General features: G+C 68.4%; 15 protein-coding genes and 3 tRNA genes. 8 read left to right on the top strand and 10 right to left on the bottom strand.

Annotated features, from left to right (window positions below; all coding sequences use genetic code 11):
- Nucleotides 1-3 precede the first annotated feature (3 nt).
- Nucleotides 4-1479, top strand: coding sequence for an amidohydrolase family protein (locus tag HHUB_RS01530; protein ID WP_059055563.1), 1476 nt, complete (start codon nt 4-6; stop codon nt 1477-1479).
- A gap of 164 nt (nt 1480-1643) precedes the next feature.
- On the opposite strand, the gene HHUB_RS01525 is transcribed toward HHUB_RS01530, so the two are convergent.
- A tRNA-Ile gene (locus HHUB_RS01525) sits at nt 1644-1753 on the bottom strand.
- A 90-nt stretch (nt 1754-1843) separates the two neighbouring features.
- Nucleotides 1844-1916 (bottom strand) — tRNA-Asn (locus HHUB_RS01520).
- 100 nt (nt 1917-2016) lie between these two features.
- On the opposite strand from HHUB_RS01520, the gene cca reads away from it, so the two are divergent.
- Nucleotides 2017-3366: a CCA tRNA nucleotidyltransferase gene (cca, locus tag HHUB_RS01515; RefSeq protein ID WP_059055561.1), complete on the top strand. Its 1350-nt coding sequence runs from the start codon at nt 2017-2019 to the stop codon at nt 3364-3366.
- An 18-nt stretch (nt 3367-3384) separates the two neighbouring features.
- Here the strand turns inward: cca and HHUB_RS01510 are convergent, their stop codons facing one another.
- The 3 genes from HHUB_RS01510 to HHUB_RS01500 form a co-directional block, all read right to left on the bottom strand.
- The gene (locus tag HHUB_RS01510) at nt 3385-4392 is read right to left on the bottom strand and encodes a histone deacetylase family protein (RefSeq protein ID WP_059055559.1); all 1008 of its coding nucleotides are present in this window, start codon (nt 4390-4392) and stop codon (nt 3385-3387) included.
- On the bottom strand, nt 4389-4820 hold the full coding sequence (locus HHUB_RS01505; protein ID WP_059055557.1) for a histone family protein: 432 nt from the start codon (nt 4818-4820) through the stop codon (nt 4389-4391). Before HHUB_RS01505 ends, HHUB_RS01510 begins: the two co-directional genes overlap by 4 nt.
- A 116-nt stretch (nt 4821-4936) precedes the next feature.
- Nucleotides 4937-6349 carry a single-stranded DNA binding protein gene (locus HHUB_RS01500; RefSeq protein ID WP_059055555.1) on the bottom strand — a complete coding sequence of 471 codons (1413 nt, stop codon included), beginning with the start codon at nt 6347-6349 and terminating at the stop codon, nt 4937-4939.
- A 183-nt stretch (nt 6350-6532) separates the two neighbouring features.
- On the opposite strand from HHUB_RS01500, the gene HHUB_RS01495 reads away from it, so the two are divergent.
- The 3 genes from HHUB_RS01495 (at nt 6533) to HHUB_RS01485 (ending at nt 8214) form a co-directional block, all read left to right on the top strand.
- Nucleotides 6533-6605 (top strand) — tRNA-Arg (locus HHUB_RS01495).
- Nucleotides 6606-6810: 205 nt separating this feature from the next.
- A complete protein-coding gene (locus HHUB_RS01490; protein WP_059055553.1) occupies nt 6811-7566 on the top strand; it encodes a PHP-associated domain-containing protein in 756 nt (251 codons plus the stop codon).
- Between the two features lie 36 nt (nt 7567-7602).
- A complete protein-coding gene (locus HHUB_RS01485; protein WP_059055551.1) occupies nt 7603-8214 on the top strand; it encodes a DUF309 domain-containing protein in 612 nt (203 codons plus the stop codon).
- Here HHUB_RS01485 and HHUB_RS01480 read toward each other — a convergent pair.
- From HHUB_RS01480 to azf, 3 genes are all read right to left on the bottom strand, one after another.
- A complete protein-coding gene (locus HHUB_RS01480; RefSeq protein ID WP_082687144.1) occupies nt 8211-8447 on the bottom strand; it encodes a hypothetical protein in 237 nt (78 codons plus the stop codon). The genes HHUB_RS01485 and HHUB_RS01480 overlap by 4 nt on opposite strands.
- A complete protein-coding gene (locus tag HHUB_RS01475) occupies nt 8448-9257 on the bottom strand; it encodes a M48 family metallopeptidase (RefSeq protein ID WP_082687250.1) in 810 nt (269 codons plus the stop codon).
- A gap of 138 nt (nt 9258-9395) precedes the next feature.
- The gene (azf, locus tag HHUB_RS01470) at nt 9396-10154 is read right to left on the bottom strand and encodes an NAD-dependent glucose-6-phosphate dehydrogenase Azf (RefSeq protein WP_059055548.1); all 759 of its coding nucleotides are present in this window, start codon (nt 10152-10154) and stop codon (nt 9396-9398) included.
- 107 nt (nt 10155-10261) lie between these two features.
- On the opposite strand from azf, the gene HHUB_RS01465 reads away from it, so the two are divergent.
- Nucleotides 10262-10588 (top strand): dihydroneopterin aldolase family protein, encoded by a 327-nt coding sequence (locus tag HHUB_RS01465; RefSeq protein ID WP_059055546.1) that lies wholly within the window; start codon nt 10262-10264, stop codon nt 10586-10588.
- A 69-nt stretch (nt 10589-10657) separates the two neighbouring features.
- Complete coding sequence (locus tag HHUB_RS01460) at nt 10658-11098, top strand: DUF5790 family protein (protein WP_059055544.1); 441 nt, start codon at nt 10658-10660, stop codon at nt 11096-11098.
- On the opposite strand, the gene HHUB_RS01455 is transcribed toward HHUB_RS01460, so the two are convergent.
- Nucleotides 11099-11836 carry a creatininase family protein gene (locus HHUB_RS01455; protein WP_059055542.1) on the bottom strand — a complete coding sequence of 246 codons (738 nt, stop codon included), beginning with the start codon at nt 11834-11836 and terminating at the stop codon, nt 11099-11101.
- Between the two features lie 98 nt (nt 11837-11934).
- Between HHUB_RS01455 and HHUB_RS01450 the strand changes: the two genes are divergently transcribed.
- Entirely contained in the window at nt 11935-12222 is a 288-nt protein-coding gene (locus HHUB_RS01450; protein WP_059055540.1) for a DUF5789 family protein, read from the top strand.
- A gap of 13 nt (nt 12223-12235) precedes the next feature.
- On the opposite strand, the gene HHUB_RS01445 is transcribed toward HHUB_RS01450, so the two are convergent.
- Nucleotides 12236-14152, bottom strand: a complete 1917-nt coding sequence (locus HHUB_RS01445; RefSeq protein ID WP_059055538.1) for an ABC transporter ATP-binding protein — start codon at nt 14150-14152, stop codon at nt 12236-12238.
- Between the last annotated feature and the right edge of the window lie 69 nt (nt 14153-14221).

The raw sequence follows: 14221 nt of genomic DNA, 5'->3' as shown, positions 1-14221 counted from the left end.
GTAATGGCGAACGACGCAGACGGCACGGAAGTCTCGCGACGCAACTACCTCAAGCTCGGCGGCGCGACGCTCGCGGGCGTCTCGTTCGCGTCCGTCGGGAGCGCCGTGATGGACCGCGGCAGCGACGACGGCGACGAGGGCGCGCAGGCGAGCAACACGGTCCTCATTCAGGACGGCACGGTCGTCACCGTGGACCCCGAGCGCGGCGTCCTCGACGAGGCGGACATCCTCGTGCGGGACGGCGAAATCGACGCCATCGGGAGCGACATCGACGCGCCCGCGGCGGACGTCGTGGACGCCAGCGACTCCATCGTCGTCCCCGGGTTCGTCAACGCCCACCTCCACACGTGGGAGTCCGGCGTCCGCGGCGTCGCCGGCAACTGGACGTTCCTCGAGTACCTCGAGAAGATGCTCGGCGAAATCAGCAGCCACTACCGGCCCGAGGACGCCTACCTCGGCAACCTCTTCGGCGCCGTCCAGCAGCTCAACGCCGGGACGACGACCGTCCTGGACTGGTTCCACATCGCGAACACGCCCGACCACACCGACCGCGCCATCGACGGCCTCGCGGACGCCGGCATCCGCTCGCTGTTCGTCCACGGGCCGCCCGGCGACGACAGCGCGACGTGGTGGAGCAACAGCGACGAACCCCACCCCGACGACATCCGCCGGCTCCACGAGGAGCGCTTCCCCAGCGAGGACGGCCTGCTCACGCTCGGCATGGGGATTCGCGGCCCCGACTACTCGACGGACGAAGTCGTCACGCAGGACATCGAACTCGCGCGCGAAATCGGGATTCCCGCCTCCATGCACATCGGGTCCCTCGGCCCGGGCGGCGTCAGCAAGCTCGACGAACTCGGCCTGCTCGGCGACGACCTCAACTACGTCCACGCCAACCGCCTCACCGAAGAGGAGTTCCAGCTCATCGGCGAGTCCGGCGGCTCCGTCTCCACGACGCCCGAAGTCGAACTCCAGATGGGCATGGGGATGCCCGCGCTCGGCGACGCCATCGACGCCGGCGCGATTCCCTCCGTCGGCGTGGACATCGTCTCGAACGTCAGCGACGACATGTTCACGCAGAACCGGATGGCGCTGCAGGTCCAGCGCGGCCTCGACAACCAGCCCACCGTCGAGGCGAACGAACAGATTCAGGACGTCTCGCTGACCGCCCACCGCGCGCTCGAATTCGCGACCATCGAGGGCGCGCGAGCGCTCGGCCTCGACGACGAAATCGGGAGTCTCACGCCCGGCAAGCGCGCGGACATCACCGTCATCGACACGGACGACCTCAACACCGCCGCCTCCCACAACCCCGTCGAGACGGTCGTCTTCCAGTCCGGCATCGAGAACGTCGACACCGTCCTCGTGGACGGCAACGTCGTCAAGCGCAACGGGCTGATTCACAACCCCACCGCGCAGAACCACCTCGACCGCCTCGAAGCATCCGGCCGCCGCATCATGCGGGAGAGCGACCTCTAGAGCGGCTGGCGGATTCGCCGTCTCTCGCGACGTAGGGCCTGGCGGATTTGAACCGTGTGAGCGCTCGCTGACGCTCGCGCTCCCGGGTTCAAATCCGCTGCCCGCATTCACTTCCTGCCGACGCCTCGCGCAGACAGCGCTCGGCGGTCGGCGTTACAGAGAAGTGGGGCCTGGCGGATTTGAACCACCGCTCACCCGGTGTCCCACGACACCCGCCACGCGGACGGACGCCGATATGAGCCGGGGGCTTTGAACCAGACTAAGCTAAGGCCCCTCGCACACCGCTTCCCGTGGCCGAACCTTTAGCCTGTCGGGATTCCACGACAGCGAAGCCAAGACTACGAGAGTAAGTACAGTAGAAGGACGCCGCCACCAGGGCTCGAACCTGGGACAACCTGGGTAACAACCAGGTGCTCTACCAACTGAGCTATGGCGGCTCGCACCCGTTTCTACCCGGTGCGTTTTGAAATGGCTTTCGTTTCGCCAGCAGGCTCGGGCATCGACACGGCTTAGGCGCGGCCGCGCGAATTCGACCGCATGAGCGACTTCGAGGGGGTTCTCGACGCCGTCCGCGAGCGCGTTGACCCGACGCCCGACGAGCGGCGCGCGCTCGCCGAGGCCGCGGAACGGCTGGCCGACCGCGCGCGCGAGGCCATCGCGGAGTTGCCGGTCGAGGCGGACGTGCTGCAGGTCGGGAGCACGGCCCGGGGAACGTGGGTGGCGGGCGACCGCGACATCGACCTGTTCGTGCGGTTCCCCGCGGACCTGCCGCGCGAGCAACTGCAGGAGTACGGGCTCGAAGTCGGCAACGAGGTGCTGCCGGCGGGCCGCGAGGAGTACGCCGAACACCCCTACGTGAAGGGGTCCTTCGAGGGGTACGACGTTGACCTCGTGCCCTGTTACCGGCTGGAGGACGCCACCGACATCCAGTCGGCGGTCGACCGCACGCCGTTCCACAACGCGTACCTCGAACAGCGCCTGAGTGACGCGGACGCCGGCGACGTGCGGCTGTTCAAGCAGTTCCTGAAAGGTATCGGCGCGTACGGCAGCGACCTCCGGACGCAGGGGTTCTCGGGCTACCTCACGGAACTACTCGTGCTGGAGTACGGCGGGTTCCGCGAGACGCTGGAAGCCATCCGGGACTGGGCGCCGCCGGTCGTCCTCGACCCCGAGGACCACGCCGAAGCGGAGTTCGACGACCCGCTCGTGGTCGTGGACCCGACAGACCCCGAGCGCAACGTCGCCGCGGTCGTCTCCGCGGAGAACGTCGCGCGCGTCCAGCACCACGCCCGCGAGTTCCTCGCCGACCCCGACGAGTCGGTGTTCGAGCCGACGACCCCCGAACCACTGAGCGAGGAAGCCGTCCGCGAGCACGTCGAAGCGCGCGGAACGACGCCGCTAGCAGTCGTCTTCGAGGCTCCGGATCTCGTGGAGGACCAACTCTACCCGCAGTTGTATCGGTCCCGTGACGGGCTCGTGCGCGGCCTCGAAATCGAGGGGTTCGAGGTGTTGCGCGCGGCGACGTGGGCCGACGACCGCGCGGTCCTGTTCGCGGAGCTGTCAGTGAGCGAACTCCCGGCGGTCGAACGCCACGAGGGGCCGCCGGTCCACGTCGGCGGGCACGCGCAGGGGTTCTACGAGAAGTACGCGGACGGGGACGCCGCCGGCCCGTTCCTCGACGGCGACCGGTACGTCGTCGAGCGCGAGCGCGAGGTCACGACCGCCGAGGAGTTCGTCCGGGACCAACTGGGGGAAGTCGCGCTCGGCGCGCACGTCGAGTCCATCGTGGAAGCCGGCGACTACGACGTGCTCGCCGGCGACGAGGTCGCGGCGCTCGCCGACGGCTTCGGGACGGAACTCGCAGAATACTTCGAACCGACCGTCTGAGGCCGGGGTTCGGCCGAGTCAGAACGCGGGGTGGGAGGCGCGAATGCCGTCGAGCAGGTCGCGGACGTCGTCGCTGACGTCGTCGTCGGGGCCGACGGGCTCGCGGCCGTCGAACGTCTCGTGGACCATGCCGATGCCGTCGGCGAGCGTGTCGAGGCTGTAGCCGCCCTCCAGAATGAACGCCAGCGCCGCGTCCGTCGCGTCCGCCAGCGTCCGGACGCGATCGGCGAGCAGGCCGTAGCCTTCGGTGGTGACGTGCATCCGCGAGATGGGGTCGTGACGGTGGGCGTCGAAGCCCGCGCTCACGAGGAACACGTCGGGGTCGAAGTCGGTGATGGCGGGTTCGAGCAGTTCGTCGAACGCCGCACAGAAGTCCGCGTCCCCGGAGCCGGCGGGGAACGGCGCGTTCAGCGTCGCTCCGGCGCCGTCGCCCTCGCCGTGCTCGTCTGCGTCGCCCGTGCCCGGGTAGAGGCCGTCCTCGTGAATCGAGGCGTAGAAGACGTCGCCGCGGTCGTAGAAGATGTCCTGCGTGCCGTTGCCGTGGTGGACGTCCCAGTCGAAGATGGCGACGCGGTCCGCGCCGAGGTCGTCGAGGGCGTACTGGGCGGCGACGGCGGCGTTGTTCAGGAAACAGAACCCCATCGCGTCGTCGTAGACGGCGTGGTGGCCCGGCGGCCGGCCGAGCGCGAACGGCGTGTTCCGGCCGGCCGCGCCGTTGACTGCCGCGCGCGTGGCGTCCTTCGCGAGGCCCGCGCTGGCGAGCGCGGCGGGCCACGTCTCCTCGGAGGCGGTCGTGTCGGGGTCCCAGTCGCCGCCGCCGGACTCGCAGAACTCCCGAATCTCGGCGACGTAGTCGGGGTCGTGGACCGCCGCGGCGTCGGCCTCGGTGGCGGGCGTCGCGCCCTCGTAGGAGACGCTGTGGCGCTTCGCGAGCCCGCGCTTGATGGCGCGCAGGCGGTCCGGGCTCTCGGGGTGGCGCGGCCCCGGGTCGTGCGCGAGACACGTCTCGCTGAACCCGAATCTCATTCCACGAGCTGGAAGTACGTCTGGACGTCCTCGGCCTGTACGGTGCGTCGTCCCGCGTGCTCGGCGAGCACGGCGGCGCCCTCGGCGGCGTCGGAGGCGTACGACTCCAGGAGGTCCGCAAGCGCGACGCGGGCGTCCTTGGAGACGCGGAACCGGTCGTCGAGGTCGAGGCGCGCGATGCGGTCGACGGGCGCGACCGGCAGCGTGAGGTCGTCGGCGTCGGGCACCGTCTCGACGCCGAAGTCTGCCGCCATCAGGGTCTTCCGGCCGTCGGCGGCGGCTCGTTCGGCGGCGTCCTGCGCGAGCGACGCGCCGCGGCGCTGGATGCGCCGCGCGAGTTCCTCGGCCGCGTCAGCGCTCACCCGCAAGTCACCCGCGTGTCGCCGGATGATGGTGTCGACCGGCGCGAACGGGAGTTCGACGCTCATGCGTCAATGCGTGGCTGTTGCACGCTTAACTGTTTCCGTTGGGACGGAATCCGCCACCACGACGGCGAGAAGTCGGGGATGAAACGCGAACGCGGCCGGCAGGCGGCGAAACCGAGTCAGTGCAGTTCCTTGGCGCGGAGGCGACCGTCCCGGAGCAGCCCCCGGACGGTCACTTCCTGGCCGAGCGTGACGTCCGCGTCCGTCTCGACGCTCACGGTCTCCTCGCCGTCGTCCAGAATCACGGGGTTCTGGGCCTGCACGACGACGCCCGTGAACTCGACTTCCTCGCCGTCGTCCGCGTCGTCGTCGCTCGGCGAACTGTCGTCGGTGTCGCTGCTCGGGTCGTTGCCGTCCTCGAACGCCGACAGCCCGGTCGGGCCGCTGCCCGAATCGTCGCCGTCCTCGCCGGTGGTCGCACCGTCGGCGAGCGGGATGACCGACGACTGCCAGCCCGCGGAGGCCTCGATGTCGTCCTGCCAGCCGTCCTGAATCTCGACGTCCACGAACGCCACCTCGTCGCCCGGCCCGACGTCGAGGTCGGCCTTGTCGCCCCACAGCGCCACGCGGATGTCGCCCGTGTCGTCCTGCACGCGCACGTTCCGGACTTGGCCCTCGCTGCCGTCGTCGCGGTCGAACGTCCGCTTGGGGTCCGCGGAGCGAATCACGCCCGCGATGTCCGCCACGTCGTCGAGTTCGAGGTCCTCGATGGCCGTGGTGTCCGGCACAAACGCGACATCCGCGTCCACGGGTTCGACCGCGCCGCGGTCGCCGACGTGGAGTTCGAGGCTGCCGTCGCGCTCGCGCACGTAGCCGTCCACGACTTCGACGACCTCGCCCTGCGAGAGTTCGGTCGCGGTCTCGGCCTGCTCGTCCCAGAGCGTGACGCGCACGCGCCCGGTCTCGTCGCCGAGCACGACGTTCGACACCTGCCCCTCGCTGCCGTCGTCGCGGTCGAACGTCCGCACGTCCTCCGTGCCCAGCACTTCGCCCGTGAGGTTCACGTCCGAGATGCCCAGCGAGAGGTCCTCGACGCGGTACTCGTCCTGCACCTGCACGTCGACGTCCTCCTCGTTGTCCACCTCGACCTGGTCGGCGCTGACCTCGATGCCGTTGTAGCCGTCCTTCGGCCGGCCCTTCACGCGGAGCACGTCGCCGACCTCCAGTTCCTCTTTGGCGCCCTCGGCCTGCTCGTCCCACAGCGACAGCCGGACGCTGCCGGTCTCGTCGGCGACGTCGACGTTCACCACGCGGCCCTCCGGGTTCTCGTCGTCGTCCTCGCGCTCGAACGTGCGGACGTCGCCGATGCTGGTCACCTTCGCGATGAACTTCACCTCGTCCATCTCCGGTTCGACGTCGGCGACGCCGTTGACCTCGCCGTCCTCGAGCTCGTGGGCGATGAGCATAGCGGCCGTCTCCTCGTCGGCCAGTCCGCCCATCTGTTCGACCTTCGACTCGACGGCGTCCCGGAACTCCTCGAGGGACACGTCGGTGTCGAGGTCCCCGTAGACGTCCTCGATGTCGTCGCCCATAATCGTAGTTCACTCCAGACGCGAGCCGCGCATAAGCGTTGTCCTTGCCGAATTACGCCGTCTCCGTCTGTCGGTCATCGATGGCACGCGACGGGGTGGCGCCCGCTCCGGTTTGAATCTACGGACTCCGCGCGCACCCCGAATCGTAACCGCTTTACGTAAGTCCGGGCTACGACAGAGTGAGTCCGGATAGGGTAGTGGACTATCCTCTTGGCTTGCGGAGCCAGGGACCGGCGTTCAAATCGCCGTCCGGACGCTCTCTCTTCACACTACGCCCGTGAGCGACGCCCGTGTCGCTCACGGCGTAACCGCGTGATAACGTCAAGGCGATTTGAGCAGGAGAGTCGCAGCCCGTACAGCCGTGCGACGCGAGGCGAACCGGAACGACTCTCCCGGTTCGAATCGCCGTCCGGACGTTCCGGGCACGAAGTTCTTAGCGGTGGACCGAGTACGGGGGTGGTATGAGCGAGGACCGGCCGGTGCTGGCAATCGACCCGCACGTCCACTCGGAGGGGTCGTACGACGCCAACGAGCCCGTGGAGCTCATCCTGGAGCACGCCAGCGACATCGAGCTGGACGGGGTCGTGATAACGGACCACGACGAGATCGAGGAGTCGCTGCGGGCGGCGGAGCTGGCGCCGGAGTACGGGCTGGTGGGGATTCCGGGCGTGGAGGTGTCGACGGCGGCGGGGCACGTGCTCGCCATCGGCGTCACGGAGCGCCCGGAGCGCGGGCAGTCGTTCGAGGCGACGGTGCGCGGCATCCGCGAGCAGGGCGGGGTGGCGGTCGTCCCGCATCCGTTCCAGCGGAGCCGCCACGGGGTGCGGCGGCGGAACCTCGGGGAGTGCGACGGCATCGAGGTGTACAACTCGATGGTGTTCACGGGCTACCGGAACCGGCGCGCGCGGAAGTTCGCACAGCGCCACGAGTACCCGCGGTTCGGCGCCAGCGACGCGCACTCGATTCGGAACGTCGGGCGGGCGTACACGGAGGTCGCGCTCCCCGAGATCGACCCGGGGACGCCGGCCAGCGAGATTCCGACCGAGACTGTGCTGGCGGCGCTGCGCGCTGGCGAGACGGACATCCGGGGGAAGCGCACGCCAATTCACCGGAGCACGCGCCAGTACGCGAAGGGCGCGGTGCGGAAGAGCGCGTACCTGTTGACGAAGCGCCTGCCGTACGTCAGCCCGTGGCCGGCGTCGATGGACAGCGCCTGACGAAACGCGTTTGCGTCCCGCGGCCGAACCCGTGGTATGGACGCGGCGCTGCGCGCGGGAATCGCAATTCACAACGCCGGCCGCTACCACGCCGCCCACGACGCGTGGGAGCGTGAGTGGCTGGCGCTCGACGACGGACGCGACGAGCGACTGCTCCACGGCCTCATCCAGTTCTCAGCGGCCATTCATCACGCCCGCGACCGGAACTGGACGGGCGCGGTCGGGCTCTGCGAGAGCGCGAGCGAGTACCTCGCGGACCTCCCCGCAGACTACCGGGGCGTGAACGTCGATACCGTTCGGGCGTACGTGAAGGCGCTCGGGAGCGACCCGGAGCGAATCGAGCGCGCGGCGCCGGTAACGCTGACCTACGAGGGGCGGGCGCTCGCGCTGGACGACTTGGACGCGCCGGCTGGCGTCGAGGCCGCGGTCGCGCTCGCCGAGGACCTCGGCTACGACGAGGCGTTCGTGGAGAAGAGCGCGGAGTACGCTCGGGACGGGCTCGCAGAGGGGGAGTTGAACGAGTTCGGCGTGTTGCTCTGTGACTTCGTCACCGAGACCGAGCAGCGCGCGCTCGTGGCGACGCGGCTGCGCCAGCACGTGCAGCGGCGGCAGCGACGCGAAGAAGACGTGGCAGGACTGTTCGATTAGGCGTACGTCTGGTAGGCGATGAGGCCGGCGACGCCGAGACAGGCGACGCCGAGCGCGCGCACCAGCCACGCCCACCAGTCGGGGATGGGTTCGTCAGTGCCGTAGTCGCCGCGGCGGCGGCGGTTCGGCCCCATGAAGATGGAGAGCCGGAGCGCCGCTCGCGGCGCGAGAATCATCGCGAGCCCGAGCGCGGCGCCAAGCACGACCGCGAGGAGTTCGCGAAACCCGGCCATCTACGAGCGGAGGCGCTCGATGCGCTTCTCCGTCGGCGGGTGCGTGGAGACGAGCTTCTGGAGGAGCCCGCGGTCCTCGCCGAAGATGCACAGCGCGTTCACGTTCTCGTCGATTTTCGAGTCCTGAGCGCGCTTGTTGCCCTCGGAAATCTTCTCGAGGGCGCGGGCGAGCGGGTCGCCGCCGTTGATGATGCGCTTGGCGTCGGCGTCGGCGACGTACTCTCGGTACCGCGAGATGGCGAGCACGAACAGCATCACGAAGAACTGCACGATGTTCCCGACCACAATCGCGAGGAAGAAGTCCGCGAGGTCGTTGTCACCCGTGAACAGAACAATATACTGCGCGACGATGCCGACGATCGACGCGATGCCCTGCCCCAACTGCATCGTGACGACATCGCGGTTGTCGATGTGAGCCAACTCGTGGGCGATCACGCCTTCGAGTTCGTCGCGGTCCAGCAACTGAATGAGTTCGCGGGAGACGACGACCGTGCCGTTGCCGCGGCGGCCGACCGCGAACGCGTTCGGGACGCCCATGCTCGCAATCTTCAGGTTCGGCTTCTTCAGATTCCGGTCGCGGCAGACCTTCTCGACGAACTGGTGAATCTGCTGGTACTCCCGCTCGTCCATGTCTTCGGCCCCCACGCTCCGCAGGGCCGCCCACTTCCCGATCTTGTACTGGACGCCGACGAGCAGGACGCTGCCCACGATTGCGAGCGCGAGGATGCTCTGGCTCTGACCGAAGAAAAACCACGCGGCAGCCACTGCCACCGAGTAGAACGCGAAGAGGATGGCGCCAACAATCGCCATCCGGACTTTGAGGCCGATGTGTCGCATACGGGAGATTTGTTCACTCACACGTATAAATCCACCTCAACGTGTCACGCCGCGAAGCTACTGCTTTCCGGCGATTACGCGACAATCCCGCGACGCGCCGCGGCGGCGCGGTCAGACGACCTTCTCGTCTCCGTCCCACTCCGCGGAGTTGTCCTGCGGGTCGTAGCCCAAGACCTCGCGGGCGCGCTCCAGACTGTAGTACTTCCGGTCGTTGTCGGAGATTCCGAAGACGATTTCGTAGCCGTAGTCGGCGGAGAGACAGCAGTCGAAAAGGTGCGCGCAGTCGTGCTGGGAGAGCCACATCGCCTGCCCGCGCTCGTAGTCGATGGGCGGGTGGCCGACGGTGAGGTTGCCAATGCGGACGGCGACGAACGAGAGGTCGTGTTCGTCGTGGTAGTACCGGCCGAGCGTCTCGCCGGCGGCCTTCGAGACGCCGTAGAGGTTGCCGGGCCGCGGGAGTTCCGTGCCGTCGAGGTGGAAGTCGTCGTGCTCGCGGTAGAGGTCGGGCTTGCGCTCGGGCTCGTAGTGGCCGACGGCGTGATTCGAGGACGCGAACACGAACTTCTCGACATCCTCCTCGACGGCGACGTCGAGGATGGTCTGCGCGCCGTCGATGTTGTTCCGGAGCACGCTCTCCCACGGGGCTTCGGGGCGCGGGTCGCCAGCGAGGTGGATGACGGCGCCGGCGCCGGCGACGGCTTCGCGGACGGCGTCCTCGTCGGTGACGTCGCCGACGACGACCTCGTGGTCGGTGTCCCCGGTCGGGGGTTCGCGGTCGAACAGCCGCCAGTCGTAGTCGTCGCCGATGCCGTCGAGGATGGCCTGCCCGACGCGCCCCGCGGCACCCGTGAGGAGAACCGGCTCGTCCATTCGATTGAGAGTCTGGACGAGCGCCGCAATGAAAGGTGCGGTTCCGGCGGCGGCCGCGGCCGGCCGAGAGGCGACAACGATTAGCCGCGGCCGGCCGAGCGTCCGGTATGGCATCCGACGCCCAGCAGGCGTGTTTCGAGGCGGGCATCAAGTTCGGCGCGCTCTACCACCAGTTCGCGGGGACGCCAGTGAGCCCCGACAGCGCGGCGAGTCTGGAGACCGCAATCGAGAAGTCCATCGAGAACCAGCCGTTCTGCGAGTCAGTGACCGTGGACATCCTCACGGAGAAACTGGACACCGACCACGGCTACACCGAACTCACGGGCGAGTACATGGAGGTCGAAGTCGTCGTGGACTACGAGGGCCGCGAGGTCGTCGCGGAGATGGCGATGCAGGACGGCTACCCGCTGATGGAGCTGGCGAGCGTGGAGTGAGGCGAGTGCGCCGCGTTCACGTCCACTGCGGGGCGGGCTTTTAAGCCGGACGCGGGCGAATCACGGGACATGAGCCAGTCATCCCTGGACGACGACGAGCTGTTCGGCGAGGCCGCCGAGGAGATGCGCGCGGACGTCGAGGAAGCGCTCGACGCCGCTCGCGCGGAGTTACCGGACGCCGACGACGTGTGGGACGTCGAGGCGGACAACACGCTCGGCGTGTTGAACGCGCTGCGCTCCGCGCTGGACGTCGAGGACGTCGAAGCCCACCTCCGGGACGCGAAGAAGGCTTTCGTCGTGGGCGAGCGCGCGGACGCCTTCGAGGACGCCGACGAGCTGGAGGCCGAAATCGACGCCGTCGAGGACGTGCTCGGGGACATCGAGACCGCGCGCGAGCAGGTCGGCGAACTCGCGTCCACGGTGCCGGCGCTGCGCTCCGCGCTCGAAGACGCCCACGAAGGAAGCGACGGCGACGGAGACGACGAGAGCGACGAGGAAGCCGAGGAGTAGCTACTTGTGCGGCGGCCGGCTCGGGTCGCGGTCCGCCACCGCGTCTAGTAGGTCACAGAGAGCGTCCGTGGCGAGCGACAACAGTTCCTCGCCGCGCTCGGCGTCGCCCTCAGTGGGGTCGCCGACCACGCCGTTCTCCGTGAACTCGGCGCTGTCCACCGCGAGATTCGCGTGCGACTGCCACTCCCCCCAGTGGTCGCTGGCGCCCTCGCGGGCGTCGTCCACCCGGTCCTCGCGAACGAGCTTCGGATGGGCGTGCCGGAGGAACGCGGTTTCGAGGGGGCCGGCGTGGCCCATGTCGTCGCTGTGGTCGCCGACGGCATCGAACCACGTGAACGGCACCGCGTACGCGTCGCCGTCCCGGGTGACGCGCTGGCAGACCTCGCCGAGCGCGGAGACGTTGCCGCCGTGGCCGTTCACGACGACGACGCGGTCCCAGCCGTGGCTCGCGAGGCTCTCGGTCACGTCGCGGACGGTCGCGCGGAACGTCTCCGGGGAGACCCACAGCGTCCCCGTGAACTGGCGGTGCTCCTCGGAGACGCCGACGGTCAGCGGTGGCGCGACCACGACCTCGCGGTCGTAGTTCGACGCCGCGGTCTCGGCGACGGTCTCGGCGGTGACGTGGTCGGTGCCGAGCGGCGCGTGCGGGCCGTGCTGTTCGGTGCTGCCGACGGGGAGCACGGCGAGGTCCGTGTCGAGTTCGTCGGCGTCCGTCCAGGTCGCGTCCGCGAGTCGCATACGCGACCAAACGCGCGCCCTCACTTGTAGGCTAGCCCTCCGGCGAGTGACCCCAGACTGCCACAACGCGCTTGACGGGGGCCGCCCACGGCAGAGGCATGGGAAAGACGGTCAGACTGGACGAACTGGAAGCCGAACTGCGGGACGAAACGTACCCGGTGGACCGGGAGCGCGTCGTCGAGGCGTACGGCGACTACGAACTCGACCTCGCGGGCGGCGAGGAGTCCGTCGAAGCCGCGCTCGGGCGCGTCGACGACGACCGCTTCGAGAGCCACGTAGACCTCGTCGAAACCATCGAGGACGGCGTCGGCGGCGAAGCCGTCGGTCGCCGCGACTACACGGACCGCGGCGCGTCCGCCGGCGAAGGGAACCAAGAGAGCTTCTGAAGAAAGTGGAGCGTCAGTCCTCGGACTCGTCGACGTCCACGTCGGCGGTGCGTTCGGCGGCGCGCTCGACGAACTCGTCGGGGAGCTCGTCGATTTCGCCGGCCTGCACGCCCCAGAGGTTCGCGTAGAGGCCGTCCTCGGCGAGGAGGTCCGCGTGGGTGCCGCGCTCGACGATTTCGCCGTCCTCGAGGACGACAATCTTGTCCGCGTCCTTGATGGTCGAGAGGCGGTGGGCGATGGAGAACGTGGTACGGTCCTCGGTGAGGCGGTCGAGACTGCGCTGAATCAGCATCTCCGTCTCCGTGTCCACGTCGCTGGTCGCCTCGTCGAGAATCAGAATCTCGGGGTCTTTGAGGATGGCGCGCGCGATGTCGATGCGCTGGCGCTGCCCACCAGAGAGCTTCACGCCGCGCTCGCCGACTTTCGTGTCGTAGCCCTCCGGGAGGTTCGTGATGAACTCGTGGGCTTCCGCGGCCTTCGCGGCCTCGACGACGTCCTCGCGGTCGGCGTCGAAGGTGCCGTACTCAATGTTCTCCATGACGGTGCCGTAGAACAGGAACGTGTCCTGACTGACGTAGCCGACGTGGCGTCGCAGGCTCGGCAGCGTCACCTTGGAGATGTCCTGGCCGTCCACCCGGATTTCGCCCTCGTCGACGTCGTACATCCGCAACAGGAGCTTGAGGACCGTGGACTTGCCGGCGCCGGTCGGCCCGACGAGCGCGAGCGTGTTCCCGCCCTCGACCTCGAAGTCGATGTGCTGGACGATGGGGTCGTCGTCGTAGCCGAAGGTGACGTCGTCGTAGACGACCTCGCCGTCGTCAACGTCGAGTTCGGCGGCGTCGGGATTCTCTTCGATGCGCGAGGGCTCGTCCATCAGCCCGAAGATGCGCTCGCTGGACGCCTTCGCGCGCTGGTACATGTTGATGATTTGGCCGAACTGGGCCATCGGCCAGACGAACTGCTGGCTGAGCTGGATGAACACGACGAACTCCCCCGCTGAGAGGGAGCCCGACATCAGCGGCGGCGGGCCGACGAGCACCCAGTAACCGCCCGCAAGGAACGTCAGCACGAAGCCGGCGCCGGAGATGATGCGCAGCGCCGGGAAGAACTTGATGCGGATGGTGATGGCGCCCCAGTTCGCGTCGAAGTACTCCTGGGAGACGCCCTCGACGCGCTCGGACTCGTAGGATTCGGTGTTCGAGGTCTTAATGACCTGGATGCCGCCGAGGTTGTTCTCCAGCCGGGAGTTCAGGTGGCCGACGGAGGAGCGGACGTCGCTGTACTTCGGCTGAATCGCTTTGACGAAGCGGTAGGTGAACCACGCGATGATGGGCACCGGCAGCATCGTGATGACCGCGAGCTGCCAGTTGTACGTGAACAGGACGACGCCGATGGCGACGACCATCACGGAGAGCCGGAACACGGAGTTCATCCCGTCGTTGAGGAACCGCTCCAAGCGGTTGACGTCGTTCGACAGGATGGACATCATCTCGCCGGTCTGCTTCGTGGCGAAGAAGTCCATGTTCAGGCGCTGCATCTTGTCGTAGGTGTCCGTGCGGACCGCGTGCTGGATGTGCTGGGAGAAGGAGTTCCACCCCCAGTTGCGAAGCCAGTGGAACGCCGCGCCGACGAGGAACGCGCCCGCGATGACGGCCACGGCGACGTACAGGCCGCCAGTCTCGGTGCTGGGCCGCATCGACGCCGGGAGGAACGGCAGGAAGGCCGCGTCGCCGGTGAGCGCGTCGACGGCGTACCCCAGCATGATGGCGGGGATGAGGTCGAGCACGCGCGCGAAGATGCTGGCGACGACGCCGACCAGCGCCGCCACCCAGTTGTCCCGCCCGTACACGTCGAACAGGCGGTACATCGCGTTGTCGACCTCTTCGCGTTGCTCCTCGAAGGGGTCGTCGTCTTCTGTCGCTGTACTCATTCTCGTTGGGAGAAGTGTCGGCCCGTCAAAAGCACTTCCCTACGAATCGAAACATCCGCTTGCGGTCGC

This window comes from Halobacterium hubeiense, from assembly GCF_001488575.1.
In the GTDB taxonomy this organism is placed as follows: Archaea; Halobacteriota; Halobacteria; order Halobacteriales; family Halobacteriaceae; genus Halobacterium; species Halobacterium hubeiense.
The sequence above is the reverse complement of the archived record's forward strand: the minus strand, read 5'-3'. Positions and strand labels throughout refer to the sequence as shown.

Excerpts from the sequence above, each read along its gene's own strand:
- HHUB_RS01530 (WP_059055563.1), top strand. The coding sequence starts at position 4 with ATGGCGAACGACGCAGACGGCACGGAAGTCTCGCGACGCAACTACCTC.
- cca (WP_059055561.1), top strand. The coding sequence starts at position 2,017 with ATGAGCGACTTCGAGGGGGTTCTCGACGCCGTCCGCGAGCGCGTTGAC.
- HHUB_RS01510 (WP_059055559.1), bottom strand. The coding sequence starts at position 4,392 with ATGAGATTCGGGTTCAGCGAGACGTGTCTCGCGCACGACCCGGGGCCG.
- HHUB_RS01505 (WP_059055557.1), bottom strand. The coding sequence starts at position 4,820 with ATGAGCGTCGAACTCCCGTTCGCGCCGGTCGACACCATCATCCGGCGA.
- HHUB_RS01500 (WP_059055555.1), bottom strand. The coding sequence starts at position 6,349 with ATGGGCGACGACATCGAGGACGTCTACGGGGACCTCGACACCGACGTG.
- HHUB_RS01490 (WP_059055553.1), top strand. The coding sequence starts at position 6,811 with ATGAGCGAGGACCGGCCGGTGCTGGCAATCGACCCGCACGTCCACTCG.
- HHUB_RS01485 (WP_059055551.1), top strand. The coding sequence starts at position 7,603 with ATGGACGCGGCGCTGCGCGCGGGAATCGCAATTCACAACGCCGGCCGC.
- HHUB_RS01480 (WP_082687144.1), bottom strand. The coding sequence starts at position 8,447 with ATGGCCGGGTTTCGCGAACTCCTCGCGGTCGTGCTTGGCGCCGCGCTC.
- HHUB_RS01475 (WP_082687250.1), bottom strand. The coding sequence starts at position 9,257 with ATGGCGATTGTTGGCGCCATCCTCTTCGCGTTCTACTCGGTGGCAGTG.
- azf (WP_059055548.1), bottom strand. The coding sequence starts at position 10,154 with ATGGACGAGCCGGTTCTCCTCACGGGTGCCGCGGGGCGCGTCGGGCAG.
- HHUB_RS01465 (WP_059055546.1), top strand. The coding sequence starts at position 10,262 with ATGGCATCCGACGCCCAGCAGGCGTGTTTCGAGGCGGGCATCAAGTTC.
- HHUB_RS01460 (WP_059055544.1), top strand. The coding sequence starts at position 10,658 with ATGAGCCAGTCATCCCTGGACGACGACGAGCTGTTCGGCGAGGCCGCC.
- HHUB_RS01455 (WP_059055542.1), bottom strand. The coding sequence starts at position 11,836 with ATGCGACTCGCGGACGCGACCTGGACGGACGCCGACGAACTCGACACG.
- HHUB_RS01450 (WP_059055540.1), top strand. The coding sequence starts at position 11,935 with ATGGGAAAGACGGTCAGACTGGACGAACTGGAAGCCGAACTGCGGGAC.
- HHUB_RS01445 (WP_059055538.1), bottom strand. The coding sequence starts at position 14,152 with ATGAGTACAGCGACAGAAGACGACGACCCCTTCGAGGAGCAACGCGAA.